Source organism: Bacillus sp. 165, from assembly GCF_017742235.1.
Lineage (GTDB): Bacteria > Bacillota > Bacilli > Bacillales > Bacillaceae_G > JAGHKQ01.
Window position 1 is genome coordinate 506,472 of record NZ_JAGHKQ010000001.1, and the last position, 25,154, is coordinate 531,625.

The following is a 25,154-nucleotide window of genomic DNA, read 5'->3' on the forward strand; positions in this document are numbered from 1 at the left end:
ATATATAAAAAGGAGGTCAAATCTATGCCAACCTACAACAAACTCGTTCGGGACAAAATCCCAGCTATCATCGAACAATCTGGAAAAACATGCACAACAAAAATTTTGAATAAGGAAGAATACATACAAGCCTTAAAAACAAAAAGCCAAGAAGAGCTAAACGAATATCTCGAAACTACAGACAACGAAAGTGCTTTGGAAGAACTCGCAGACCTTATAGAAATCATCCACGCCCTCGCCCATTACCACGGTTCGAGCATAGATGAAGTAGAACGTATCCGCCAAAAGAAAGCAGAAGATCGTGGTGGTTTTATGGAGAAAGTCTTTTTGATTGAGGTACAGGACTAATATGCGGCAAGTAGAGCTGTATACAAATCAGCTTGGAGAAGAACTTCTTCCCTATATAAGGAGTTCTTCTACTATTTATATTTTAACTTCTTTTACTATGAAGTCTGGCGTAAGGCTGTTGAAGCAAACGTTGCTTGAAGCAGCAGAACGGAACGCTGATATTAAGGTTTGTACCGGAGATTACTTGTATATTACACAGCCAGAAGCGCTGGAGGAATTAATAGGGATTCATGAAAATATACAAGTGAAGTTGTTTAAGAGCGCCGGTACGTCTTTTCATCCGAAAGCCTACATATTTGATAATAATGAATCTGGAGTTTTATTTGTCGGCTCTTCCAATATGTCAAGGTCCGCTTTACGAAATGGGATAGAGTGGAATCTTGGGGTGCAAAAATCGGCAGAGCAAAGTACATTTGAAAAGGCAATTGAAGAGTTTTTGAAACTGTATGACCATGAAAATACGGTTATGCTCAATCGCGAAACTGTAAAATTGTATAAGGACGATTATGAAAAATATCATGAACAGCAGCCAAATCTTGCACAAAACTGGACAGAGGCGGAAGAACAGGATTTGATGCTGCCTGTGAACAAGAAGGAGCAGCCTGATATTATTGTTGATCCACCCCTTTCTTATAACATTCAGCCTCGTTTTGCACAAGTTGATGCACTGCGGGAATTGGAAACTGCCATAGAGGAAGGCTTTGATAAAGCATTAGTGGTGATGGCGACAGGACTTGGGAAAACATATTTAGCGGCGTTTTTAGCCCAGCATTTTCATCGTGTGTTGTTCGTCGCTCACCGAGAAGAAATTTTATATCAAGCGCAGCGGTCTTTTCAAAATGTGCATCCCGGTAAAACAACAGGGATTTATAACGGTAAAGCGAAAGAGGGCGATGCTGATTTTGTATTCGCCTCCATTTCCACGCTGAATCAAAAGCGACACCTTGAGAAATTCGCACCTGACCATTTTGATTTAGTCGTCATTGATGAATTTCACCATGCTGCAGCAAATTCTTATAAAAACGTGCTCACTTATTTTCATCCTAAGTTTTTACTTGGCATTACAGCGACACCATACCGAAACGATAACCGCGATATTTTTTCATTATGTGATGGGAAGGTTGCTTATAAAATTGATTTCATTGAGGCAATTCAACACAAGTGGCTCGCTCCGTTTCATTATTACGGTGTTTATGATGATACCGATTATAGTAAAATCCGTTGGGTTGGAACGCATTATGACCAAGAACAACTAACGGAAGCACAAAACAGAAAAGAGTTATATGAAAAAACACTGGATACTTGGCGGAAGCATAAGCAAACGCGGACACTTGTATTTTGCTCCTCTGTTCGGCAGGCGGAAGCCCTCAATTCTTTTTTCCGAGAGAATGGTCATAAGACCGTAAGCCTACATTCAGGCACGACAAGCATTTCCCGGTCTGAAGCTATTCGGCAATTACGTAACGGCGAAATTGAAGCAATTTTTACCGTTGATTTATTTAATGAAGGTATAGATATTCCAGCTGTTGATACTCTTCTGTTTGTAAGGCCTACCGAGTCCCTAACCGTCTTCACCCAACAGGTAGGACGTGGGTTGCGTTTGTATGATGGAAAGAAACATTGTGTAATCATCGATTTAATCGGTAACTACCGGAATGCTGATGTAAAGATGAGTTTGTTTCAAGTAGCGGATGAAGGAAAGAAGTCTTCTGCTTTAGAACCAATTCTTCCAGACAATTGTGAAGTCAACTTTGAAGTTGCGGCAATTAACCTGTTGGAAGAACTGGTGAAAAAGAAAATGCCAAGACGTGACATATTAAAAGAGAATTACTTTACCGTGAAACAGGATTTAGGAAAACGACCAACATATTTAGAGACATATCAAAACGGGACTGTCGATCATGAAATGTATCGTCAGGAGTTCAAATCATTCATCGGTTTTCTTGATTGGGTAGGCGAGTTAACAGTACAAGAAAAGGAAACTTATAAGTTGTACAAGCCATGGCTTGAAGAGATTGAGAGAACCAGCATGAGTAAAAGCTATAAGATGGTTGTGCTGAATGCGATGCTGATGAGAGGAATTGACCGCTGGTTTTTGCCGATTCGGTCTGAGGAAACGGCTCCATATTTTCATCAATACTACATGAGCAAAAAATACCGCAAAGACCAGGACTTCTCAAGCGCGAATACCAAGAAGCTTTGGGACTATGACGAGAAAAAAGTAAGCAAACTTATCGCCGATATGCCGATGACTATGCTCAGCCATAAATCAGGCGGTTTGATTTCATTTGAGAACAACGTGTTGACGCTGCATTTCGATATTTTGCCAGAGCACCGTGAGCTGTTATGGCGCTGGACGAAGGAGATTTGTGAGTATCGCTTGCATTATTATTTCTTTTATCGGGGTATCAAGTTGTATTAAGCGAAAAACGAGCCCCTTCATCGGTCTCAAAGGGGCTCACCTTTAAATTGTTCACTTGAATTATGATTTTGGTACACACTCAACATGTCCAGGGCGTATGTGGCAATACATAAGATGCTGGTGAGTATTTTTTATAAATAAAATAATTGGATAAAATTCTTCTTTTTTAGAATTAGTTCTTTTGTATTAAAGCCCCCGTCGTTCATATATTTTTTACCTAATTCAGTTTTTTCTATAACTCACTTTTGTTTGGAAAAGGAAACGACTTTATTTATAAAGATAAACATATAAACTGATGCCTTCTTTTATAATTTTGTAATTATTAAAAGGTGTTTCTTTTATGAATGTCTCAAAATCTTCTTTTGTGTAAGCACCTTGTTTCAAGAAAGTCTTAAAAGCAAATTTCACAAAATACTTGTCAAACCCCTTCATTCCTGACTTTCTCACTTCCGTTTCAATATCTTCGGATGTTGCTTCGTAATTCATATCTATTATGAGAGATGTTCCGCCTTGTTTTAGCACTCTATACATTTCAGATAGTGCCTTTACAGGATCTTTGAAATTCTTAAATGCAGCACTGCAAACAACAAAATCGAAAAAGTTATCTTTACAAGGGAGATTTGAAGCATTACCTTCTTTAAAATCAACAGAAGCATTTGCTTCCATTGCATTTTTCTTTGCTATTTTTACAAAATCAGGGCTTATTTCGACTCCTATTACATTAAAATCTTTCTTAGCAAGTTCTATAGACAAATAACCAGGGCCGGGTGCGACTTCTAATACATTTGCATTTTTGCTAACATGAGATGCAACTTCATTAGCATATCTTTGCATTTCAGCCATTCTGCTTTTGCGAGAATTTTTATCATACCATTTTGCTGTTAAACCATAAATACCAACGTCTTTATTTTTTCGCATGTTTTTCATCATAACATTTCACCTACTAATTATTTATTTACGAATATTTTCATTGTTAATTGACAGACCTGTAAAAATGCCGGCTCAGATTCCAACAACTGCATTAAACCAGCCGGTACTGAAAAATTAAGTAACCCATAATTATCAAAAAAGGCAAGAACAAAACCGATACGCTGGGTAAAATTATATTTCCTGCCTAGAAAACGCCTACTGCATTAAGTTGATTTTCTTATGTTAATAGACTATAATCAGCTATCTAACAACGTTAGTTAACTAACGCCGTTAGCGTATCATCTAACACTGTTAGTGTCAATGTTTTTCCAAAAAATTTTGGAGTGATTTCATGGCTATTACAAAAGAAGCAATTGTAAATGCATCACTTGATATCTTGAATCGTGATGGAATAGGCAATTTATCAATGCGGACTTTAGCAAAAGAGCTTAATATTAAAGCAGCCTCCTTGTATTGGCATATCAAAGATAAACAGGATTTATATGATTTGATAGCGGAACACATTAACCTAGAAATTGTTATTCCTGAAACCATTGATAATGCAAAAGAAGCAATAACAATCCTTGCTTTAGAAGTTCGAAGAGTATTATTAAAAACCAGAGATGCGGTAGACATTTTTGCACAATCTTTTCCGAGCACACCCAGCAGAATAAAAGCAATAAAATTTCTTATAGCTGCTCTTACCAAGTACGGTGTATCAGATAAAAACTGTCTAACTGCTGCAAACCTTGTAAATAATTACATACTATCATTTGTAGCCGATGAGCTTCGTGCAAAGCATTTTTCTCCTGAAGAAACTAAACAATTTGGATTACTTTTTGGAGAGCAATATGAAGTTAGTTTGGATTTTGAGCAGCAGTTTTTATATGGATTAAGAGTGTTGTTTACAGGATTGTTAATTGATTAAAAAAAATGTCAGATCAAAATTAAACAAACTTTGATCTGACATTTTAAAGTATCTTAATACAAATGTTAGCCTAAATACGCTTGATACCTTTTGTATTAAGCTATTTTCTTCCTATCGACACAACCGTGCATGGAGTGTATGTATAAAAATACTTTCAGTTTTTCACAAGATCCATAGTATCTAAACTATGTAAAAATGAATCCAATTCTTCTTCTGTTTCAAATTTGAAAGAATACCCATAATTTATTGGTGTTTTTCCATTATTAATTTCTTTTGGAAATTTTCTCAGCGCTGTACTGCGAGACTTCTTTCCGCCTTGTAAACTTGAATTATTTTCTACAGTATTCGGATTCAAAACAATTGTTATTTCTTTATTAAACAGCAAGTATACAAATTCTTCATGAGTAGCATGTTCAAATTCTATAGCCTTAGTACTTGTATTCGTTCTAGTAAAATTATTTTGTTTAAAAAAGCGATATAAATCCTCTATTTCTTTACTTACTGTAGTTATTTTATTTACTTTTTTATTAGCTGGTGTACTCGTCTCAGTTTGTACTCGTCCTTTCTCCTGCCTAATAACTTCAAGCTCCTTTTGAACTTCTGACCACATATCATCCATTTTTTGCAATGTTTCATCTAAGTACGGTTTGATTAAAGAATCCATATCCATGGCTCCTAATGAATTTGTTTCTTTTTCAGTTTTAACAGGCAATTTATAAACTGGGACTTCAAAGTTATAGCTTACGTATACTTGCATATACCAGACGCTAATCTCAAACAGAAACTTATGAGCTTGCAGTGCATCATGGATATCTACTTCCTCTACATTATGTACTGCTTTATTTCCTTTCTTCCTGATCCATTCCAGCTTTAGATAAATATCTTCTTCAATTACATTCTGCCGGTATAATTTATGTATTTGTTCGGAAATCTTAAGGGGATAAACTTCCTCAAGTTTTTCTTCTTTACTAATAATCTTCACTAGCTGTTCATTGTATAATCGAGCCTGCATCATAGACGCATGGGGTTGATCTAGCAATTGATTTTCAATACGGTATGCGAGTTCAGCCAGTTCACTTGAGAATTGTCTGACAAACTCAAATAAAAAATCATTGGGCATCATCATGTCTCCTTAATAACTAGTTATCTATTCAGTGTTATAGTTTTTGAGGTAGCTATAATCCGATTTTATCATATATAAAGGAAAATCATAATTATTCGATGACACCTTTTCCCCATTACAAGCCTTATTTTTCCCACTAATAATGGACAGTATACTGCATATCCTGCTTTTCTCTATCAAACCAACAACCGAAACGCCTTCACCACAACCCCATCCCCCGCCGGTTCAAAGTCATATTCTGGTAAACGCTCAAACCCTATACGCTCATACAGCTTTATCGCGCTTTCCATAAACTCCCCTGTATGTAAGCCAATAGCAACAAACCCCTTCGCTTTTGCCCTTCTGATACATTCATAAACCAAAGCGGTTGCCACTCCTTTCCCACGGGCTTCTGGCGCTACTGCAAGCATGCGTATTTCAGGGTAGTCGAGCTCATCGATACTTCCTTCATAGGCATCTGTTTTGGCAGGAAATAACGTAACACTGCCAACTATCCTTCCGTCTACTTCGGCCACGATGAGTTCTACGCCGGGTTGTATATCCGCATCCGAAGAGATGGCTTTTTTAAGAGCAGCCCAATGTTCTGCAGAAACGGCCCTTGTATATTCACTGTATGCTTGGATTCTTTGTTCACGAATGAACTCTAGTTCACTCTTTACAGCATCGCGTATTTTCATACTTTATCCACTCCTCACATGATTTACTTTCCTTTATGGATTAAAAATTTCTCTTCTGTATTGCTTAGCATATGGCGATTATGCGGTAAATTCCATACTTCTAAATCAGGTCCCTTAGGCAATATTTTTTCATGCTTATCAAGGAAAATGGTGATAGACAAATGATAGTGTCTCTTAATAGAGTCAAAGTCGGTCGTATCGCCAAATCCCGGCGTTTGGTATAAGTCCCGAGCATAGCCCCATAAATGTGTAAATTCGCGAATTAGATTTCGATTTGTCTTGAATGCTGTGTAATAGGCAGCATCGAATCTTGCTAATGTGGTATATAAGCAAATATCGGTGTCTGTTATAAAGTCTCCAAATAAGAAGCGTTGGTGAGAGAGTCGTTCCTCTAGCTCATCTAATCTTGAAAACAGCTTGTCAAATGACTGTTCATACGCTTCTTGTGAACGTGCAAATCCGCATTTATAGACACCATTGTTAATATCATGGAAAAGTATATCATTTAAAGCATCAATCTCCTCACGCAACTGTTCAGGGTATAAGTCTGGAGCATCTTCTTTATGAAGCGGTGTCCAAGCTGTTTCTAAATAGTTTGTTAGTTTAACATAATCATTATTTACGGCTTCCTGTTTCTTAATATCTACCATAAGTGGTACTGTGGGTCTGCCAGTATAATGTGGGTCTGTTTTTTTATAGATTTCACTTATATATCGTATCCCTAAGACAGGATCCACTCCATCCTCATCTAAAGAAAATTCCCAATCCACATGCGGGAGTTTGGGACGAATGGGACTGACCGTACCCAAACTTATAGCATCCTCTAGTCCAAGAATTTTTCGAACGATTACAGAGCGATGAGCCCACGGGCAGGCAGCAGTCCATAGCAGACGGTAGCGGCCTGCTTCTACTAGAAGTTCACCTGGCTTTTCTCCAAATGGAGTTATAAATCTGTTTTGTTGCCTATTAAATGATCCATCCGTTTTAAATTCATTAGCTGTATTGGAAGTTGCCCTTTTATTTTGTTCCATTCCAAACCCCCTCTTTTACGTTTGTCTATGTTCAACATTTACATCTGTTGTATCTATTTCCAATAGACTCCATTAACTACTCCTCTAATAAATACGGAACCATAGTATCCATTTTATGTTTTGTCCATCCTTATCTTTCCTAAAAGTTTGCGGTATTCTTTTTATCTTCGTTCTACTCATTTCTTCCTTGTAATATATAAAATCTATTGCAAAACTACATTCAATAACCTCTGTGGAATCTGTTTAGGTAAAAAGAAAATTATTTCTGGTTTTTCCCCTTTAGAAAGGTTTTATTATTTAATATAGTTAAATAATTCACGTATACTAAATACATCCCCTTTTTCAACATGTACTTCTTTTTATTAAGATAAAGGACGTACTTTCTATTCCGCCTTATCAAAATACAGTAAAAATATAAGGAAGTGATATGTATGAAATCCAGAAACGGAAAGATTTTGTTCGGCTTGTCTCTTGCTGCCTTTCTTGGACCGTTTACACAGACTATTTATACACCAAGCTTGCCGGAGGTTGGACATTTTTACGGAGTGAACCAATTTATGGTGAATCTAACAATCTCTTTATATACTTTTATTTTGGCGGCTAATCAGTTCTTTATCGGCCCACGAGCGGATACGCGCGGACGAAAAGCCACCTTGCTTCCCGGTCTTCTCATTTTTATGACCGGTTCACTCATTTGTTTCCTTTCCTCAAATTATTATTTGTTTCTGTTTGGGAGAGCAATGCAGGCGTTTGGTATTACGACAGGCTCCGTCGTAGCAGCGGCTGTAATCGGGGATATCTATGCTCCGCATGAACGCGGTAAGGCTATGAGCGTGTATCAGACAATGGTGTTTCTTGGTCCTGTTCTCGGTCCTTTGATCGGCAGCTTTATTTCTGCTTATACAGATTGGCATGCATCATTTGCGGTCCTTACTATTGGAGCACTATTCGCGTACCTATATAACCGTTTTGTCCTGCATGAAACACTGCCGAAGGATACTACTTCGAAAAGAATCACAGTTCGGACCTTCATGGACATCTTGACAACTCGTGCCGCGTTTTCGGTTCTGCTGCTTGGTTTTTTCCAATTTTACGGCTATTATATTTATCTTGTATTCTTGTCTGGTTTGCTGGATGAACTGTTTCATGTGCCCGTAGCTGTGGAAGGGTTATTTTTTGTACCGCTTACGGCAGGTATTGTGCTGGGCACTATGCTCGGAGGAAAGCTGCAAGCACATATGAAGCACTCTTCCATCTTAGTGTGTTCTGCATACGGTCTTGGATTTGTTGTTATGCTTTTTGGTGCGTGTTTATATTGGAGTCTTTTGACGATACCAAATTTAAGTTTGTTTCTGCTTAGTTACGGCATACTGCTTGGGGTCAGCTTGCCTTCTCAATCTACTTTACTTGTTAATTTATTTGTAAAAGAGAAAGGAACCGCAATGGGGGTCTATAACTTTATCCGGTTTACCGGTGCTGCTATCGGACCGCTCCTTGGGACATCGCTTTATAAGCTCGGCGGTGAAAATGCTTTGTACATGACCTTATCTTTGTTCTTGCTTATCGGAGCTTTCGTCGTACAGCGAAACAGTCATGTTCCCTTACAAGAGCATGAGTAAAAAAATCCCGCTTCTTTTAGGAAACGGGATTTTTCTAACAAATTTTACTTTCCTATACCGCTATTGTAAATCGCCTGTATTTTCCTTATAAAATCGGACCATGCTATAATGGATACTGAAATCTAAGAGAAAAGAGGGATATTCCTATGTCCGATGAAGAAATTGTAATTCTTACAGATGACGAAGGCAATGAACGCGAATTCATTATCGTCGAAACTATGCACGTAGAAGAACAAGAATATGCCATTCTAGTTCCAGCTGACGGCGAAGAAGGTGACGGCTTCATCATGCGCATCGATGAAGATGAAGAAGGTGAAGAATACTTGGTCGACATCGAAGACGAAGAAGAATGGAAAAAAGTCGTTGCAGCTTATGAAAAGCTGGACGAAGAAGCGTAAGACAGCAATACTTATACATATTGCTGTCTAGATAATTAGTAGGATATAAAGTCATCCACCTTTCAAGGTTGTTCTGACAACATGGAGGTGGATTTTTATTTTGATAATATATTCAATTTTTATTCTTAAAGAGCATTATCCTTATTATGAATACTAAAAATCAGTCTCCTCTTATGAACTCAAATCCATTTTCTAATTGAGACTAAAACAAACCATATAAAAAGGAACTGCCCCTTAGGACAATTCCTTGTTCTTAATTCTTATTAAAAAACTCCTCATATAAAGCACGGACCGCTGCTTGCTCATCCGCTCCTTTTACACCGAACATCATGCTGACCTCGGAGGAGCCTTGGTTGATCATTTCGATGTTTACCTTAGCTTTTGCCAGAGCTGTAGAAGCACGGGATGTTGTGCCTATTTTTGCTTGCATCCCTTGTCCTGCAATCATGATTACAGCCAAGTCATGCTCAAATACGACACTGTCCACTGCCAGCTCTTCTTGAATACGCTGAATGATTTGCTCTTCCATTTCCGTAGTCAATTGGTTTTGGCGCAGAATTACAGAAATGTTATCGATGCCAGAAGGTGTATGCTCGTATGATAAGCCGTAGTCTTCCAGGATATGCAGCAGCTTACGTCCAAAGCCGACTTCTCGGTTCATTAAATATTTGCTGACATGAATATTACAGAAGCCACTGTCGCTTGCAATTCCGATGATAGGACCGTTTGTATGCTGGCGCTCGGATACGATTCTCGTACCAGGAGCTTCTGGATTGTTTGTGTTTCGAATGTTTACAGGTATGCTGGCGCGAAATGCCGGAATCAATGCTTCATCGTGAAAGACAGCAAAGCCTGCATATGAAAGCTCCCGCATTTCTTGATATGTTAACTCTTTAATTTCTTTAGGATTAGGTACAAAATTTGGATTTACACAGTATACTGCGTCTACATCGGTGAAGTTCTCGTATACGTCAGCTTGGACTCCATTTGCTAGAATAGAGCCGGTGATATCAGAGCCGCCGCGTGAAAAAGTCACAATGTCTCCTTCTTTGGAATAGCCGAAAAATCCTGGGAAAATTAAGATGCCGGAACGCTCGCGAAGCGCTCGCAAATTATCATACGACTCTGGCAACACTTGAGCGTTACCTGGTTCGTCACTGACGATTAACCCTGCTTCTTTCGGATTTACATAATAAGCTTCTACCCCTTGCTTATTAAAATATGCTGCAACAAGCTTGGCATTATTGTCTTCGCCGCTTGCCTTGACAGCATCCATAAACTTAGCAACGTTGCTTCTGTCACCATGTAAAATCTCAAGCAAATCCATAGAAATGCGATCGATAATATCATGTGAAAGACCAAGGTATTCTGCAATCTCTTTATACCTTGCAATTACTGCTTGAAATGCTTCTTTTCCTTCTCCATGCTGTAGGTACTGCTCAGCACATAAAATAAGTAAATCTGTTACCTTTGTATCTTCTTTAAATCGTTTTCCTGGAGCGGAAACAACGACTACTTTTCTTGCAGGGTCAGCTATTACAATATTAAACACTTTTTCAATCTGCTCTCCTGACGCTAACGAAGTCCCGCCAAACTTTACCACTTTCACTTCATATCCCCACCAATGCATGTTAAATAGAAAATTTCGAATTTTTTCTGCATAAACAAGCAGTCTCTCTAACAAAGTTAAAAGTGATCTAGGAAGTTAAGTAGAGGAAGCTGCCCGCAATAGATAAGTTCCACTAAACATTGATTAATTGAACTTTATATAAATCTCATTATCTCTCTAATTTTGTCGAGTTGCAATATTTTTCTTATAAAAAACGACTGCCTTCGATCGCAAACGAAAATTCATTCTCTGCTTGATCATCACCGTTGTATGCTCGTTCCATAAATGTGATATTTTGGCGTCCTATAAATATAAGCGCGGACGACCTTGTACCGTAGTGAGGAGTTTCAATAAACAATGGAGACAGCTTTTTCTCCCATTCAAACGAAACACCTGTGCTTGGCAAGTCTTCATCCGGTGCCGGCTCTGCCCGCTGGAGACTGGAAAATAGGCATTCCTTCCTATTTTCAACAGGATCTTCGAGACATTGTCTGAGTCCTTCTTTTCCTTTTTGTACTTTTGGCCAAGGAGTGTCAAGCAAATGATTACTGATTCCGTACAGCCCCGGCTGTAACAAATGTATATTGTCTTCAATATTGGAGTAGTAGAAAAGAGAGTTTCTATCACCAACAAGCAGATTAAAGCCTGGATATTCTCTGCGATTTTGTTGAATATGCTTTACATAGTCTTGCGGCGAGGCTTCGCCTAGTAAAAATTGGCTTACCACCTCTCCGCGGGAGCGCTTATTGCTTGTTATTTCACTTGGGTCACGGTAATTCGTCAGAGCTGCAAAACGCCCTTGTTTTGTTACGCCCATCCATGTACCCATTTTTTCTAAATCTCTTCCCGCCAGCACATGAGGCGCATCTTCCCAAAAATGCGCCCGAGCAGTCGGCCGATTATAAAATTCATCTCGATTAGCCGCCACAATTAAGTCATAGTTTGGGTCTATCTTATATGCAAAATTGATTAAACACATATCTTTCACCTATCTTATATTAGCTATTCAAACAATCCCATACTTAAATACCGCTCTCCTGTATCTGGTGCGATACATACTATCTTTTTGCCGGCTCCTAATCGTTTTGCAATCGTGATGGCTGCGTACACTGATGCACCTGATGACGGTCCAACTAAAATACCTTCTTGTTTCGCCAAAGCTTTCATCGTTTCTAGTGCTTCTTCATCAGCAATTTGAATAATTTCGTCGTACACATTCGGATTTAAGTTTTTTGGAATAAACCCTGGGCTTGTCCCAACCAACTTATGCGGCCCAGGCTTCCCCCCTGATAAAACGGGCGAGCCTTTCGGTTCCACCACAGCGATATATAAATTTGGCAGCTTTTCTTTTAATGTTTCTCCCGTTCCAGTTATCGTTCCCCCTGTTCCGGCAGTAGCAACAAATGCATCCAGCTGCCCATTCATTTGCTTATAAATTTCTACAGCTGTCGTGATGCGGTGTATATCAGGATTCGCTTTATTTTCAAATTGCTGAGGGATAAAGCTGCCTGGAATCTGCTTGTGCAGTTCCATTGCTTTTGCGATAGCACCCGGCATCCGCTCTGCAGCAGGTGTCAATACTACTTCTGCTCCATATGCTTTTAAAAGATTGATACGTTCTTTTGACATATTGTCCGGCATAATCAGAATCGCTTTATACCCTTTAGCTGCAGCATTCATAGCTAAGCCGATACCTGTGTTTCCACTTGTCGGTTCAATAATTGTATCTCCTGGGCTGATCATTCCTTGTTCCTCAGCCATTCTGATTAAGTTATAAGCTGCACGGTCCTTTACACTGCGGGACGGATTGAACATTTCTAATTTAACGAACACATCTGCCGCACCGGCCGGAACGATTTTTTGCAACTGTACAACTGGAGTATTACCGATCAATTGTGTCATATTTTCGTATACAGTCATTTCTTCCACCTACTTCTTTTTTATCATTATAACAACACCGCTCAGGAAACTGAACGGTGTTGCATTTTTCTTTATTATTTTACACGGTCATTCGGTAAAAGCCATGATGTAACCCCTAAAAGAGGCAGGAAGCTACAAAATACCATGATAAATTGTAAGCTGTAGATATCAGCTAGCTTCCCAAGAATAACTGCCCCAAGTGCACCCATTCCAAATGCTAGACCGACAATTAATCCAGACACCATTCCTACTTTTCCTGGGAGCAGCTCCTGTGCGTATACCACGATAACACTGAAGCTGCTGGAGCTAATAAAACCAATACAAATAAATAGCGGTACAACCCATATGAGTGAAACATGCGGTAAAAACAGCGCTAATGGTGCCGAACCAAGCAAAGAGAACGCGATGATATTCTTTTTCCCGAAGCGATCCGCCAATGGCCCGCCGCAGAAGGTTCCAAGTACCCCGGCAATCATAAATGCAAATACGTAAAACTGTGCGTTTTTTATCGATAAACCATAATGATCAATTAAATAAAACTGATAAAAGTTGCTGATTCCGGCACCATACCAAGAACGAGCAAATGTAATAAAAATAAGAAGAACGATAGCAAATTTCACTTTACTGCTGATTGCTTCAGTTCCGCCGGCTTGCGCAGCTCGTTTTTTTACACGCGCCATTCTGCCAGCAAGCTCTGCTTTGTACCAGGTAGAAACATAGAGTAATAACAAAATTCCGATTCCTGCAAGAATGGTAAACCAAGCCGCACCCATTTGGCCGAGAGGAACAAAAATAAGTGCTGTAAAAATAGGAGCAAGCGAGTTTCCCGTATTTCCGCCTACTTGGTAAATCGCTTGTGACAATCCTCGTTTGGAACCTGCAGCCATATAAGCAACCCTGGCACCTTCCGGATGAAAAACAGCGGATCCGAGTCCAATAAATAAAACGGACAGCACTACAACATAAAAATTCGGAGCGAATGCTAATCCAAGCATCCCAAGTAAGCTTGAGAACATCCCCATCGGTAACAAAAATGGTGATGGCTTCTTATCCGAATATGTTCCGAATACTGGCTGCATAATGGACGATGTCATGTTCAGTGCAAAGGCAATCCATCCTACTTGCGTATAAGAAAGATTCATAGATCTCTCTAAAATCGGAAAAATTGCCGGTACGACTGCCTGCATCGAGTCATTTAATAAATGACCCAAGCTGATGGCGAATAAAATGCGGTATACCGTCGGTGCGGCCATAGTGTTTTGTTTCGCAGCTGCCTGCATTTTTCTTCGTCCCTTCTTTAATAGTTAACAATATAAAATAAAAATCCGTTTTCTGATGTACTTTTCAAACAATTAATATTGTATACCTGGTTTTCATCTTTTTCCAGCTATATATACTGACAAAATAGGATATGTTGAAGGTGCTTCAGCCCGTCCCTTATTTAAGCTGTTTACTTGCATTTCGCAGCCGAATCATGGAAAACCCTACAGTAGAATTTAAAATTGCTTCCCGTAATCTCCAAAGGCTTGGTGTAATCCTCAATTCCACATTAGATTTTGCCAAACTGTACAATAAATCTCCTACTGGTTTGACAGATAAAGGCACGACTGCTGCGCTAGAAACATAATAGCCGGCATTTTCATCTATGCACTCAAATGTATGTGACGGTAATTCATAGACATATAGCTTTGTTTCTCGAATGTTCTTCAGCCAACTGCTTTCTACAGCAATAATTCGCTCTGCAAATGTCTGACTAAAAAACCGTTCTCTATCTTCTATACTTGTTTCTAAGGCAGGCCAATATGCAATCCGTGGACAATCCCTCGGAAAATAATAATGCGGAGCATGCTCCTCATCAATCCCCCAGACATATGCTTTTTCATCTGTATTCATTTTTGTAATACGCGGTTCAACATATGTAATATCAGGGGTTTCACTAAAATGAAACAGTTTCATATATGTATTCCTCTTCTCTATATAAAGTTAATCCATTCTTTATTTTATTTCTGTTTCCTTCCTAACTAATAAGATAAAACTCTTAGCTCTTTAAAATCTATGTTTAATATTTCGTTAAAAATGTAATTAAAGGTTTTTTCTACCATCTAGGTTCATTTATAATAGTAGAAAAACTAGGAATCGAAGGTGATACTATGCCTCAATCAAGATGGTTTCGATTTGGCTACGGCATTTTGCTTATTTTTCTTATTATATGGGTAGGAACTAAGATTAGCTTTGTTTTTCAGCCGGTATTCGTACTCGTTCAAACTCTCTTTTTTCCGTTTTTATTAGCAGGTGTGCTCTTTTATGTGCTTAGGCCGTTAGTTCTTTATTTAGAATCAAAAAAGCTGCCGCGTGCCGTTTCCATTTTACTCATTTACATAGCAGCAGGGGGAATAGTCACATTGCTTGTGTACTTATTAGGACCTATTTTGCAACGCCAAGTGAACAGCTTAGTGCAAAACTCTCCAGCTATTATTGAATCAGTTCGGCAAAAGATCTTTGAATTGCAGCAAAACCCTTGGTTCAACCGCTTTCCAAAAGGAACAAATATGAATCTAGAAACGATTTTCGACAACGTTTCGAGTCAGTTATCCAATACCTTATCCATTATAGGGATGAACATTGTAAATTTTATTGCGTTCATCGCAAACATTATTACAATCTTTGTTACCGTTCCGTTCATTCTCTTTTATATGCTGAAGGAAGGCGAGAAAGCCCCTCAACAAATTTTACGCTTGCTTGCTCCGATGCAACGAAAAAACGGCAAAAAGATACTTGGCGATTTAGACATTGCACTTAGCTCATATATTCAAGGACAGGTTCTTGTGAGCGTTTGTGTGGGGATTATGCTGTATATCGGATACCTAATTATCGGCATCGATTATTCTCTTATTTTAGCAATTGTTGCTATGTTTACAAACGTAATTCCGTTTCTAGGCCCTGTTATTGCCATCATTCCGGCATTGGTTGTTGCGATGCTTGATTCACCGTTTATGATTGTAAAAGTACTGATAGTCATGGTTATTGCCCAGCAGATTGAAGGAAACATTATTTCCCCGCAAATTATGAGAAAACAGTTGGCTATTCATCCGTTAACCATCATTTCTCTATTGCTTGTGGCTGGCAGCCTTGGCGGTGTACTTGGTCTAATTTTAGCAGTACCAGTGTATGCGGTAGTAAAAGTCATCGTACAGCACATCTACCGTTTATGGAGATTGCGCAGAAAACAAGAAACAAAAGAAAATATTCTTCCGTAAGAAAAGATCCTCTCACTTCCGACTGTGGGAGGATCTTTTCTTTAACTTAGTTTTTCAGTTCAGCTTCTTCCATTCTAGGTTTTCTTCTATCGATGAGGCACCTTATGCCCTTGTAATAGTGTGCTTCCCGCCATATGTGCTCTCCCTTTTATCTATTGGCCTTTCTTTCACATAAGCTACTAAAATAAAGCTGACGATTACCAGCAAAAACCACGAACTGATTTTGCCCATATGAACAACTTCCCACTGCATCGATTGATTTGGATATTGCCAAGCTCCAAAAAATGTAGCAATATTTTCGGCAATCCAGATAAAAAATCCAATTAAGAAAAAAGATACAATCAGCGGCATTCGATAACGATACTTTCCAATTTGAAATGAAACCGTGCATGTAAAATAAACAACGAATAACAGGAAAACTAAGACCCAGCGAAAGTCATATACATAATGATGTGTAAAGAAATTTGCATAAATGCAAATGCCTACTATCAATGAGATAAGTAAATTCGGGTAGTTTATCAAGAAGAGCTGCATCCTTTTCCATGCTTGACACATATAACTGGCTACGCTCGCATACATAAACCCGCTATAGAGCGGGACTCCCAAACACTTCGCATAAGCTTCCTCGGGATAAGACCATGACCCTGCATGCACTTTAAATATCTCTAAACCAAGACCTATTATATGAAATAAACAAATCACCTTCAATTCCTGCTTCGTTTCATATCCAGTCAGCAGAAGCAGGAATTGAAGGAGAATACACGCTAATAAGATAAAATCATATCTGGGCAAGTAAGGAATAGAAATTACCTTTGAGAGAGCAAGGGTGCCAAAAATAAACACCGGAAACAAACAAGACAAAGCTTGCTGATATGCAAACCTCCATAGCTGACGAATAAAAAACAAAGTATCTCCTCCTACATAGAAAAGTACTTCCAATATCCGGTAGCCATAGGAATTAATGAAAGCAAGACATGCGTAATTAATCCTATGAAAAAAGAAATATCAGCTAATTTCCATTCAAGCAGCATAGCAATAATTATAGACAAGCAACCCTTCTTGTATAATAGTTACAACCATTTTGGTCAGCTTTTTCATTCGTTCACTCCCTTTAGCACTGCTTGCATTTAGGCTAAAATAACCTATTCTAGTTCTCTTCACCCAAATTTTAACATACCCCTATGAATATTCTTAAAAATATTTACACTAACTCTTATCGACATCCTAAAATAAGGATGCTCTATAGAACACCCTTATACTTACTCTAATACTCTAACCTGATCTCCGACTTTAATTTTCCCGGTTTGAACAACAGATGCATACACACCGAAGTTATTACTTCTTTTCCTTGCAACGGTTTTCAACAATGAACGATCTAGAGAATACGTGTCTGGGTCTATGTTAATCATATCGCAGCGCTCACAATAGCCTTGGATTTGCAGCACGGCTTCACCGAATTGGAGGCGTTTCCCGAACCATGTTTCTTCCAAAAATGGACTATCTTCATATAAAGAAAGCACTAAGTTGGCTCGGAACCTCCGATGGTCAATCTCTTCTCCCCACATAGAAGCAAGCTTTTGTAATGAAGGTTCGGTAACAAGTAAAATATGTTCTTCCCAAATCCCTCCCATTTGCACACAATCTGCCTCGTATTGAATCGTTTCAATTTTTCGCCCTGATTCTTTTTCTATTTCTTGCAGCAGCTCGCTATCGTTCCAAAGGTAGACCTTTCCCTCCGGTGTTTTTACTTCCACTTGTGGAAATATACGTTCAGTTTCTTCTCCTTTGAAAGCTGGAGCATATCCGACCATAGCTGAAAATTGTGAGGCAGTGATAAATTTTCCCGGTTTTGTTTTATCCAGATATGCATGACTGCGATCTCCATATACTCCATATCGTTCGATTGTTGTTGTCTGCACATTTTCACCGCGCATTGATTTTACCGGATGGCGTATAATTTCCTTGATTTCTCCCACTATCATGTTAAAACACCTCTTTCTTTATGTACTATTTATATACTCACCTTTTAACAAAATAAAAACAAATATTACCGTTTTTCTATAATTCCATAACTTTTCATGAACATACCCATAACACCGCAAAGAATTCATTATAATGAAGCGTACTATCGAAGTAATGAAGAAAGGATGACAGTAGTGAATGCATTTGAAATTAAGAAACTAGAATTTGAAACCATGAAAACTGACTACGAAAATTTGCTGCAAAAACTGGATCCAAAAGCAATCGAGCTTGTCAATATTCTATTTAATGAAGAAAATTATATATAAAGCGAAATTATGGAACGTTATTCATTCACAGCTCAAACGTTGTGATTCTCTTACGACAGAATTGTGACCCCATTTATTTAGAGCGGAATGAAGTAGCCGAAATATTGTCTCACATTGATATGCTGTATGCTGAGCAGCAAAGAGTACTGCAAAACTAAAGTAAATTGACTGATATTGTTGCACTCCTTTTGGAAATACTATAAAGGAAATTACGTTGGGAGGAATACATATGGCTTATATTGTACGAAACAAAGCGTTTACATTTGAGGACAATCGTATTGATGACGAACGAAAATTTCAAACAAGAGAAGCGGCTGAAGATGCATTACAAAAAATGAAAGGCATTTTACCGCTTGAGGAGTTTGAAATTATAGAGGTGTAATGTTAAAAATTGAGCACGGATATTGCTCCGTGCTCCTGCATATTCAAGTCAATGTTATACATACTTTCCTTGATTGCTCTCTACCCCTTATTCTTAACTAAGCAGAATCCTTCTCTACAATCCAAATCATAATTTTACTTCTTCTTACCATCATCTTCATCCTCCTTTAATTATTTTTTATAGCATTATATAGTGCGATAGACTGAGCACTGACGATCAAGCAGTGTATTTTGTAATTGTTCCATGTTTATTCGATTCGCTATCTCTGCTTTTGAATTTTTCTTTTTTTGCATAGTAATAGCAAAAAATAAGAATATGAATCTCATATTTGTACATCTCCTTCCTTTGTATGTTTTAAATAACATTTTACTTTTTTACAATGAGCGATAAACTGAACACTGGCGATCGAGCATTTCCTCCCCCAGCTTTTGTACCTGTGCGTTGCGCTCAATATCCTCATCCGATACATGGCGTTTCTGAATCGTAATGGTGAAAAATAAAAATGTGAATGTCATGATGTTTCACTCCTTTCCGATTGGCGACTAATCGTAATCTCCCACTAAAACCATTTCATTGTTTATAAATATCATCTTGTTCATTCTCCTTCTCCTATTCTTACTACTTAAAGCGGCAAATAAAGTGAGCACTGACGATCTAACACTTCATCCATAAGTTTTTTTCTATTGACATTGTGGTCAATGTCCGCTTTCGACATGTGACGCTTTTGAATAGTGATTGTAAAAAATAAGACTGTGAACTTCATGATCAGCTCCTCCTCTCCTCTTTTTAAAATGTTCATTCTTCCTCTTAAAAAGGCACAAAAAAACCACAGGCTGAATTACTCCTGTGGTCATAAAAGGACACAAAAAAACCACAAGAGCTTTTCCTGTGGAAGGCATAAAAAATCCACAGGGAACCATTCGTCCTGCGGTAGAGTTTACTTGTTAAAAGTAAGCTGTTTCCGTTTTTCCGTTATTGCGGCCGAATAGTTTGATTGTTCGTATGAAATTATTCCTGTTTCTTTTACATTTGGTTTCATAATCATTTTATCCGACCTCCTTTTGGAAAATTATTCTTTCACAGTTAATTATATCCATTTATAATGGGTTTGTAAACTAAAAATCCAAAAAATGGGTTTACAAATTCCAACAGTCATTACTTAGCAAATGACGAAAAAATCATGTTTGTAAAATACCTATAATAATGCAATGAAACTGTAATATTTGTTGCTGATTTGTTTTGTGGTTTCTAATCGAAAATAGATACAATAAAGATATTCCCTTACTACGTTTTCTACCCTACACGAAAAAGCACATCTGACCAAGATGTGCTTTTCCTATGTCCCCTATAAATAATACGTCTATTACTCAAGAAAACAGTTGCATAGCAATAACTGTTTCCAACACCACGATAACAACTCCTCCCAAAATAAGGAGGGTCGTTTTTTTTAACAACTCGCTTTCTCTATGTGGAATGCCGCATAAAAGGGAACCAAGTGTAATCCTTGAAGGACACGCGATAGTTGAGATGGAAGAACTTGTGTTTTGGCTCATAGCTATAAGGGCTTTCGGCAAATTCACATGTTGAGCCGTTTGAAGCTGCAATTGAATGAACATCGCATTTGACCCGGCATTACTTCCAGTTAAAAACCCGCCCATTGCACCTATGAACGGAGCAATTACCATAAACAGCGTACCAAATGTACTTCCCGCCGCTGCAGCTAATGCTTGATGCATGCCGCTATTTCCCATGATTTCAGAAACAGAAATAAACATGGTTGTTGTAACCGCAAAGGGAATCCATTGTCTTATCGTGCTATACAGCGATTCTCTCACAATACTGCCGGGTATACGGAACAGAAAAATAGTAAATAAACAAGTAATGGACAGCCAAAAACCCGGAGAGTACAGTAACGCTAATGTATATGTATAACGCGGCAAATCAATCACTGCATACTCTTGTAAACTATGCTTCAACATCGGATTAAGACGAGAGAATAATATACATGCCGTTAAAAATAGATAAGGGCTTAACATTTTTAAGATAGAACCGTTTGAGTCAGAAAGACGCGTGGCGGCATTTTGTGAAAATGCTTTCTTTGGTTGGCGCTTTGCTTGAATAACCATCAACCCAAATCCCGTGGTCAAAATTGCACTTAATATCCCAGACAGTTCTACACTGACATAACGATTAAAGAAATAAATAGAGATAGAGAATAATAGAAAGAAGCTGATAAGTTCCTTTCTTTTTTCTTTAATCGCACTCCATCCCCCTGTGATAAACAAGGCTGCTCCCATAAAATAAAGAAAGATCGGTATCGATAAAATCGCAGTTCCAGTGCCCAATGCTGTAAGAGACATATGAATTAAATGCGAACCGATGATAGTGCCTGTTGCCAAAGCTCCCCAAGCACTTGCAAGCAACCCGATAAACGAAAGCAAAGCTGCTTGCAGAGGGGGATAGCCAATTGATAGAAAAATAGGTGCTGTAACCATAAATCCGATACCGAATCCACTTGCTGACTCTATAAGCGGACAGAGTCCAAAACACAGCAAGAAGGTTTGCAGTAATCTATCATGTGTTGTTTGAGAAATAAATGCCGCAATTGATTGAATGACACCCATCTTATTCATTAAGTGAAACAAAAAAATACCAAAAAACAATACATATCCGACAATAAAGCAAATAAGGGCACCTTTTATAGTAGAATGATAAATTTGATTTGCTTGAAGATAATATGGAGGGTATAAAAGCACAACTAGAAGACACATAATATAAGACAATATGGCAGATTTCATAGATGAGAGCTTACAAACAAATAAAAAAATAAAAATACTTAATATTGGACTTAATGCAAGTATAGTTTTCACTTGTTCCTCCTTAATTTTATTTAAGTAGCTTCATAAAAAAACGCCCTTTATTATATAACAGTTATTTTGTATTATAACAGAAATGTGACACTAATTTTATTTTTAATTATTATCTTTAAAGATTTTTTAATCTTATTTAAATGTTTCGACTGTATAATGAAAACCTAAACTATCTTTAAAAGAAAAATCTAATAATTGGAGTTAGGAGAATGCTGTATGCTTGCAAATTGGGTTAAAAATCAAAAAGAGAGAAAGTTGATTTATATTGCAATTGTAGCTTCTTTAGTTATTCTTGCATTTGGCTTTTGGACAATAGCACACCGAGGCTCATTAACAGCAAACTTACCGACACACTTTAAAAACGAAACAAATCACTTGCACCATCCACTGAAAGACTTCAATCCTCTGAAAGCATATGCTAAAAATAAAGGCTCACTGGGGCGTATTGGTGTTTTTGCTGCATTTGCGTTGTTTCCTCTTTATTTTTTAATACGTTCAAAGAAATTAAAATTAACCAAAGAAATGAAAACTTTACTTTCAAAAGCTTTGAAGTGGGTAAAGTTGGTTCATGTACCTATTTCCCTTATTGCATTTGCATTAATTACTGTACATTCTATTATCATGGCCTTTTATGAATGGAAAACGAATGCAGTATATCTATCCGGTGTCATTTCCTATATTTTATTCTTACCTTTAGGAATATTGGGTTTTTTACGGTATAAGCGCAAGGATAAAAATCTACACTATTATTTGTCATTTGCCTTTATTCTTTTTATGCTGCTCCATACGTTTATCTAATAGAAATTTGGTAACTATTTTATCGTTTCAGATGCTTGGAGTACTACATCTGAAACGATAACCGTATATAAAACGAGGATGATAATTAATAGACTAGTTTTATACTAATTTTATTTTTCTACCTCGGTGAAGTGATGCAAACGAACGGTAAAATCTCTTTCGCAATGTCAAGCGCCTTGTCGTTTGTCGTTTTGCTGATATACTTGCTCAGTTCGTCGATATATTCCAAAACCCACCGATTTCTCCTCTTACTTCGCCGATATACTCACTACAAAGTAAAAAAGTCCTCTACATGCTTATAGCAATAGTTGGCTACCGTGGTACCACCTCTATTGGAGTGTATACTTCACCTATTTGAGTACAATCCTACCCCGTGTCGCCTACTGAACCTCTGCTCTGGTAGTTCCATTCCGTATAACCCGGCTCTCTGAAGTGTCTATAATATTTACTCTTCTTCATCTTTGCTTATATATTGAAAAGTTGTTATCACTCTATGTCGATAGATTTTCATTTTCATGCATTATTTGGAATTTAAATACCGATTTATATAAGTTCAATTTAGTTTTATGATATAATTAGTCTGATATTCCTATATATGTATTTACTTGATGAGTCTTCATGCCGAAAAGTCAAATGCGTTTTATATAATTACCATTAAAAAATACTACTATTCTTCTATTTACAATACCTTTCAATTATTTATATTTTAGAAAAATTGGTATTTATATATAGATTTTCAATTTTTTAAATGATAAATTAATAAGGTAAACAATATGCAAATATGCATAACAGGAAGGGGACATCTAGGAATGAACGCACAAATACTTTTCTCGGTTACTGTGTACATGATAGGCATGCTCGTCATCGGTTATTTTGCCTATAAACGTACAGCAAACCTCTCGGATTACATGTTAGGGGGACGCGGTTTAGGGGCTGCTGTAACAGCTCTAAGTGCAGGAGCTGCCGATATGAGCGGTTGGCTGCTTATGGGTTTGCCAGGTGCGATGTATGCTTCTGGATTAAGCAGCGGTTGGATTGTTATCGGTTTAACTCTAGGAGCGTATGCAAACTGGCTTTACGTTGCGCCTCGCTTGCGTACGTATTCAGAAATAGCTGGCAACTCCATTACCATTCCACAGTTCTTAGAGAACCGCTTTAACGATACTTCTCATATGTTACGTTTAGTATCTGGAATTGTAATCATGGTCTTCTTTACATTCTATGTATCTTCAGGTATGGTATCAGGAGCTGTCTTGTTTAATAATACATTTAATATGGACTATCATCTTGGACTTTGGATTGTAACTCTTGTTGTTATAGCCTATACATTATTCGGAGGGTTCTTAGCTGTAAGCTGGACAGATTTTGTACAAGGATTGATTATGTTTATCGCTTTGATTCTAGTACCTGTTGTTACCATTATGCATGTAGGCGGCTTAGATTCCGCATTTACTGAAATCAAATCTATTGATCCAGCTCTTCTTAATATTTTCAAAGGGACCTCATTATTGGGGATTATTTCTCTTTTCGCATGGGGACTTGGATACTTTGGACAACCTCACATTATCGTTCGCTTTATGGCTATTTCATCTGTAAAAGAAATAAAAAAAGCGCGCCGTATTGGCATGGGTTGGATGATTTTCTCTATTATCGGAGCCATGTTTACAGGTTTGATTGGTATCGCCTACTATTCTAAAAATGGTTTAAGTCTTTCTGATCCTGAAACAGTATTTATCCAATTGGGAGAAATCTTATTCCATCCTATCATCACCGGGTTCTTATTAGCAGCCATTCTAGCTGCGGTTATGAGTACAATCTCTTCCCAGCTTCTTGTAACAGCAAGCGCCATTACAGAAGACGTATATCGAACATTCTTCCGCCGCTCTGCTTCTGATAAGGAATTGGTACTAATTGGCCGATTATCTGTTCTTATCGTATCGTTAGTTGCGATTCTGCTCGCTTACAAACAAAACGATACTATTCTCTCATTAGTAGGGTATGCATGGGCTGGATTCGGTTCTGCTTTCGGTCCAGTGGTCCTATTAAGTCTATATTGGAAACGCATGACAAAATGGGGCGCTCTTGCTGGTATGATTACAGGAGCTGTAACAGTTATTCTATGGACACAATTTGATTTGTTAAAGGAAAACCTTTATGAAATGGTGCCAGGATTTGCTGCTGCTTGGCTTGCTATTATTATCGTAAGCTTGCTCACAGCACCATCTAAAGCTGTACAAGACCAATTTGAAGAATTTAAAAAATCAGCATAAAAACTGAGCACGGGATACCACCCGTGCTCAGTTTTTTTACAGGCTGTGGAGAAAGTCTCTCCAGAGCCTGTTTTTGTGTCTGAGCTTCTGTTCATCTGTCCAAATGCATGCCTATCTCACAGCCACCTATCAAAACATGAACAAAATCGGTCTACACCTCACCAAAAAGGGGCTTGTATAGACCGATTCTGTCTCTTCTTTTATGGTTGGGTAGTACTTTTCTTATACACAATACCAGATTTCTGTCAGAGATTGAGAAAGCCAAAGGTTTTTTCAACACTCTGAGCTACGTAGTTAGGTAGCTG

General features: G+C 38.0%; 26 protein-coding genes. 10 read left to right on the forward strand and 16 right to left on the reverse strand.

The genetic code is table 11. The features are described 5' to 3' along the window. Positions 1–24 precede the first annotated feature (24 nt). Together J7Q84_RS02620 and J7Q84_RS02625 are read left to right on the forward strand one after the other, a co-directional pair. A complete protein-coding gene (locus tag J7Q84_RS02620; RefSeq protein ID WP_209092826.1) occupies positions 25–348 on the forward strand; it encodes a nucleoside triphosphate pyrophosphohydrolase in 324 nt (107 codons plus the stop codon). A gap of 1 nt (position 349) precedes the next feature. After that, positions 350–2,770 carry a DEAD/DEAH box helicase family protein gene (locus tag J7Q84_RS02625; protein WP_209093102.1) on the forward strand — a complete coding sequence of 807 codons (2,421 nt, stop codon included), beginning with the start codon at positions 350–352 and terminating at the stop codon, positions 2,768–2,770. Between the two features lie 267 nt (positions 2,771–3,037). Here the strand turns inward: J7Q84_RS02625 and J7Q84_RS02630 are convergent, their stop codons facing one another. Beyond that, the gene (locus J7Q84_RS02630) at positions 3,038–3,700 is read right to left on the reverse strand and encodes a class I SAM-dependent methyltransferase (protein WP_209092827.1); all 663 of its coding nucleotides are present in this window, start codon (positions 3,698–3,700) and stop codon (positions 3,038–3,040) included. A gap of 331 nt (positions 3,701–4,031) precedes the next feature. Here J7Q84_RS02630 and J7Q84_RS02635 point away from each other — a divergent pair, with 331 nt between their 5' ends. Then, positions 4,032–4,607 carry a TetR/AcrR family transcriptional regulator C-terminal domain-containing protein gene (locus tag J7Q84_RS02635; RefSeq protein WP_209092828.1) on the forward strand — a complete coding sequence of 192 codons (576 nt, stop codon included), beginning with the start codon at positions 4,032–4,034 and terminating at the stop codon, positions 4,605–4,607. A 154-nt stretch (positions 4,608–4,761) separates the two neighbouring features. Here J7Q84_RS02635 and J7Q84_RS02640 read toward each other — a convergent pair whose 3' ends face one another. The 3 genes from J7Q84_RS02640 to J7Q84_RS02650 form a co-directional block, all read right to left on the reverse strand. Then, on the reverse strand, positions 4,762–5,727 hold the full coding sequence (locus J7Q84_RS02640; RefSeq protein WP_209092829.1) for a DUF4145 domain-containing protein: 966 nt from the start codon (positions 5,725–5,727) through the stop codon (positions 4,762–4,764). Positions 5,728–5,906: 179 nt separating this feature from the next. Then, the gene (locus J7Q84_RS02645) at positions 5,907–6,407 is read right to left on the reverse strand and encodes a GNAT family N-acetyltransferase (RefSeq protein ID WP_209092830.1); all 501 of its coding nucleotides are present in this window, start codon (positions 6,405–6,407) and stop codon (positions 5,907–5,909) included. A gap of 23 nt (positions 6,408–6,430) precedes the next feature. After that, entirely contained in the window at positions 6,431–7,438 is a 1,008-nt protein-coding gene (locus tag J7Q84_RS02650) for a glutathione S-transferase family protein (protein ID WP_209092831.1), read from the reverse strand. Between the two features lie 431 nt (positions 7,439–7,869). On the opposite strand from J7Q84_RS02650, the gene J7Q84_RS02655 reads away from it, so the two are divergent. Together J7Q84_RS02655 and J7Q84_RS02660 are read left to right on the forward strand one after the other, a co-directional pair. Beyond that, positions 7,870–9,057 carry an MFS transporter gene (locus J7Q84_RS02655; RefSeq protein WP_209092832.1) on the forward strand — a complete coding sequence of 396 codons (1,188 nt, stop codon included), beginning with the start codon at positions 7,870–7,872 and terminating at the stop codon, positions 9,055–9,057. A gap of 146 nt (positions 9,058–9,203) precedes the next feature. After that, on the forward strand, positions 9,204–9,455 hold the full coding sequence (locus tag J7Q84_RS02660; RefSeq protein ID WP_209092833.1) for a DUF1292 domain-containing protein: 252 nt from the start codon (positions 9,204–9,206) through the stop codon (positions 9,453–9,455). Positions 9,456–9,708: 253 nt separating this feature from the next. Here the strand turns inward: J7Q84_RS02660 and J7Q84_RS02665 are convergent, their stop codons facing one another. The 5 genes from J7Q84_RS02665 to J7Q84_RS02685 all read right to left on the reverse strand — a co-directional run bounded on the left by J7Q84_RS02665 (position 9,709) and on the right by J7Q84_RS02685 (position 14,940). Then, entirely contained in the window at positions 9,709–11,064 is a 1,356-nt protein-coding gene (locus J7Q84_RS02665; protein WP_209092834.1) for an aspartate kinase, read from the reverse strand. Positions 11,065–11,269: 205 nt separating this feature from the next. Beyond that, positions 11,270–12,043 (reverse strand): NRDE family protein, encoded by a 774-nt coding sequence (locus J7Q84_RS02670; RefSeq protein WP_209092835.1) that lies wholly within the window; start codon positions 12,041–12,043, stop codon positions 11,270–11,272. A gap of 23 nt (positions 12,044–12,066) precedes the next feature. After that, positions 12,067–12,984 (reverse strand): cysteine synthase A, encoded by a 918-nt coding sequence (gene cysK / locus J7Q84_RS02675; RefSeq protein WP_209092836.1) that lies wholly within the window; start codon positions 12,982–12,984, stop codon positions 12,067–12,069. Between the two features lie 74 nt (positions 12,985–13,058). After that, complete coding sequence (locus J7Q84_RS02680) at positions 13,059–14,264, reverse strand: MFS transporter (protein WP_209092837.1); 1,206 nt, start codon at positions 14,262–14,264, stop codon at positions 13,059–13,061. Positions 14,265–14,421: 157 nt separating this feature from the next. Beyond that, positions 14,422–14,940: a DUF6886 family protein gene (locus tag J7Q84_RS02685; protein WP_209092838.1), complete on the reverse strand. Its 519-nt coding sequence runs from the start codon at positions 14,938–14,940 to the stop codon at positions 14,422–14,424. Positions 14,941–15,134: 194 nt separating this feature from the next. Between J7Q84_RS02685 and J7Q84_RS02690 the strand changes: the two genes are divergently transcribed. Continuing rightward, on the forward strand, positions 15,135–16,241 hold the full coding sequence (locus tag J7Q84_RS02690) for an AI-2E family transporter (protein ID WP_209092839.1): 1,107 nt from the start codon (positions 15,135–15,137) through the stop codon (positions 16,239–16,241). Positions 16,242–16,343: 102 nt separating this feature from the next. Here the strand turns inward: J7Q84_RS02690 and J7Q84_RS02695 are convergent, their stop codons facing one another. The 3 genes from J7Q84_RS02695 to J7Q84_RS02705 form a co-directional block, all read right to left on the reverse strand. Continuing rightward, positions 16,344–17,147, reverse strand: coding sequence for a DUF817 domain-containing protein (locus J7Q84_RS02695; protein WP_209092840.1), 804 nt, complete (start codon positions 17,145–17,147; stop codon positions 16,344–16,346). A gap of 114 nt (positions 17,148–17,261) precedes the next feature. Then, positions 17,262–17,402 (reverse strand): hypothetical protein, encoded by a 141-nt coding sequence (locus J7Q84_RS02700; protein WP_209092841.1) that lies wholly within the window; start codon positions 17,400–17,402, stop codon positions 17,262–17,264. 98 nt (positions 17,403–17,500) lie between these two features. Further along, positions 17,501–18,223 (reverse strand): MOSC domain-containing protein, encoded by a 723-nt coding sequence (locus J7Q84_RS02705; RefSeq protein ID WP_209092842.1) that lies wholly within the window; start codon positions 18,221–18,223, stop codon positions 17,501–17,503. A 174-nt stretch (positions 18,224–18,397) separates the two neighbouring features. On the opposite strand from J7Q84_RS02705, the gene J7Q84_RS18500 reads away from it, so the two are divergent. Then, the gene (locus tag J7Q84_RS18500) at positions 18,398–18,529 is read left to right on the forward strand and encodes a hypothetical protein (protein WP_280635546.1); all 132 of its coding nucleotides are present in this window, start codon (positions 18,398–18,400) and stop codon (positions 18,527–18,529) included. Positions 18,530–18,758: 229 nt separating this feature from the next. Next, positions 18,759–18,911, forward strand: coding sequence for a hypothetical protein (locus tag J7Q84_RS02710; RefSeq protein WP_209092843.1), 153 nt, complete (start codon positions 18,759–18,761; stop codon positions 18,909–18,911). A 185-nt stretch (positions 18,912–19,096) separates the two neighbouring features. Here J7Q84_RS02710 and J7Q84_RS02715 read toward each other — a convergent pair whose 3' ends face one another. From J7Q84_RS02715 to J7Q84_RS02730, 4 genes are all read right to left on the reverse strand, one after another. After that, positions 19,097–19,237: a YrzI family small protein gene (locus J7Q84_RS02715; RefSeq protein ID WP_209092844.1), complete on the reverse strand. Its 141-nt coding sequence runs from the start codon at positions 19,235–19,237 to the stop codon at positions 19,097–19,099. Positions 19,238–19,285: 48 nt separating this feature from the next. Beyond that, entirely contained in the window at positions 19,286–19,426 is a 141-nt protein-coding gene (locus tag J7Q84_RS02720) for a YrzI family small protein (RefSeq protein WP_209092845.1), read from the reverse strand. Between the two features lie 107 nt (positions 19,427–19,533). Beyond that, positions 19,534–19,674: a YrzI family small protein gene (locus J7Q84_RS02725; protein ID WP_209092846.1), complete on the reverse strand. Its 141-nt coding sequence runs from the start codon at positions 19,672–19,674 to the stop codon at positions 19,534–19,536. 604 nt (positions 19,675–20,278) lie between these two features. Beyond that, positions 20,279–21,781, reverse strand: coding sequence for an L-lactate permease (locus tag J7Q84_RS02730; protein ID WP_209092847.1), 1,503 nt, complete (start codon positions 21,779–21,781; stop codon positions 20,279–20,281). A gap of 216 nt (positions 21,782–21,997) precedes the next feature. Between J7Q84_RS02730 and J7Q84_RS02735 the strand changes: the two genes are divergently transcribed. Together J7Q84_RS02735 and putP are read left to right on the forward strand one after the other, a co-directional pair. Beyond that, positions 21,998–22,579, forward strand: coding sequence for a hypothetical protein (locus tag J7Q84_RS02735; protein WP_209092848.1), 582 nt, complete (start codon positions 21,998–22,000; stop codon positions 22,577–22,579). Positions 22,580–23,388: 809 nt separating this feature from the next. Beyond that, positions 23,389–24,849 carry a sodium/proline symporter PutP gene (gene putP / locus J7Q84_RS02740; RefSeq protein ID WP_209092849.1) on the forward strand — a complete coding sequence of 487 codons (1,461 nt, stop codon included), beginning with the start codon at positions 23,389–23,391 and terminating at the stop codon, positions 24,847–24,849. Positions 24,850–25,154 lie beyond the last annotated feature (305 nt).

Coding starts and splice junctions, on each gene's coding strand:
- J7Q84_RS02720 (WP_209092845.1), bottom strand. CDS start 19,426: ATGACATTCACATTTTTATTTTTCACCATTACGATTCAGAAACGCCAT.
- J7Q84_RS02680 (WP_209092837.1), bottom strand. CDS start 14,264: ATGCAGGCAGCTGCGAAACAAAACACTATGGCCGCACCGACGGTATAC.
- J7Q84_RS02690 (WP_209092839.1), top strand. CDS start 15,135: ATGCCTCAATCAAGATGGTTTCGATTTGGCTACGGCATTTTGCTTATT.
- J7Q84_RS02620 (WP_209092826.1), top strand. CDS start 25: ATGCCAACCTACAACAAACTCGTTCGGGACAAAATCCCAGCTATCATC.
- J7Q84_RS02635 (WP_209092828.1), top strand. CDS start 4,032: ATGGCTATTACAAAAGAAGCAATTGTAAATGCATCACTTGATATCTTG.
- J7Q84_RS02685 (WP_209092838.1), bottom strand. CDS start 14,940: ATGAAACTGTTTCATTTTAGTGAAACCCCTGATATTACATATGTTGAA.
- J7Q84_RS02640 (WP_209092829.1), bottom strand. CDS start 5,727: ATGCCCAATGATTTTTTATTTGAGTTTGTCAGACAATTCTCAAGTGAA.
- J7Q84_RS02630 (WP_209092827.1), bottom strand. CDS start 3,700: ATGATGAAAAACATGCGAAAAAATAAAGACGTTGGTATTTATGGTTTA.
- J7Q84_RS02705 (WP_209092842.1), bottom strand. CDS start 18,223: ATGATAGTGGGAGAAATCAAGGAAATTATACGCCATCCGGTAAAATCA.
- J7Q84_RS02645 (WP_209092830.1), bottom strand. CDS start 6,407: ATGAAAATACGCGATGCTGTAAAGAGTGAACTAGAGTTCATTCGTGAA.
- J7Q84_RS02710 (WP_209092843.1), top strand. CDS start 18,759: ATGGCTTATATTGTACGAAACAAAGCGTTTACATTTGAGGACAATCGT.
- J7Q84_RS02715 (WP_209092844.1), bottom strand. CDS start 19,237: ATGAGATTCATATTCTTATTTTTTGCTATTACTATGCAAAAAAAGAAA.
- J7Q84_RS02670 (WP_209092835.1), bottom strand. CDS start 12,043: ATGTGTTTAATCAATTTTGCATATAAGATAGACCCAAACTATGACTTA.
- cysK (WP_209092836.1), bottom strand. CDS start 12,984: ATGACTGTATACGAAAATATGACACAATTGATCGGTAATACTCCAGTT.
- J7Q84_RS02625 (WP_209093102.1), top strand. CDS start 350: ATGCGGCAAGTAGAGCTGTATACAAATCAGCTTGGAGAAGAACTTCTT.
- J7Q84_RS02735 (WP_209092848.1), top strand. CDS start 21,998: ATGCTTGCAAATTGGGTTAAAAATCAAAAAGAGAGAAAGTTGATTTAT.
- J7Q84_RS02650 (WP_209092831.1), bottom strand. CDS start 7,438: ATGGAACAAAATAAAAGGGCAACTTCCAATACAGCTAATGAATTTAAA.
- J7Q84_RS02660 (WP_209092833.1), top strand. CDS start 9,204: ATGTCCGATGAAGAAATTGTAATTCTTACAGATGACGAAGGCAATGAA.
- J7Q84_RS02655 (WP_209092832.1), top strand. CDS start 7,870: ATGAAATCCAGAAACGGAAAGATTTTGTTCGGCTTGTCTCTTGCTGCC.
- J7Q84_RS02725 (WP_209092846.1), bottom strand. CDS start 19,674: ATGAAGTTCACAGTCTTATTTTTTACAATCACTATTCAAAAGCGTCAC.
- putP (WP_209092849.1), top strand. CDS start 23,389: ATGAACGCACAAATACTTTTCTCGGTTACTGTGTACATGATAGGCATG.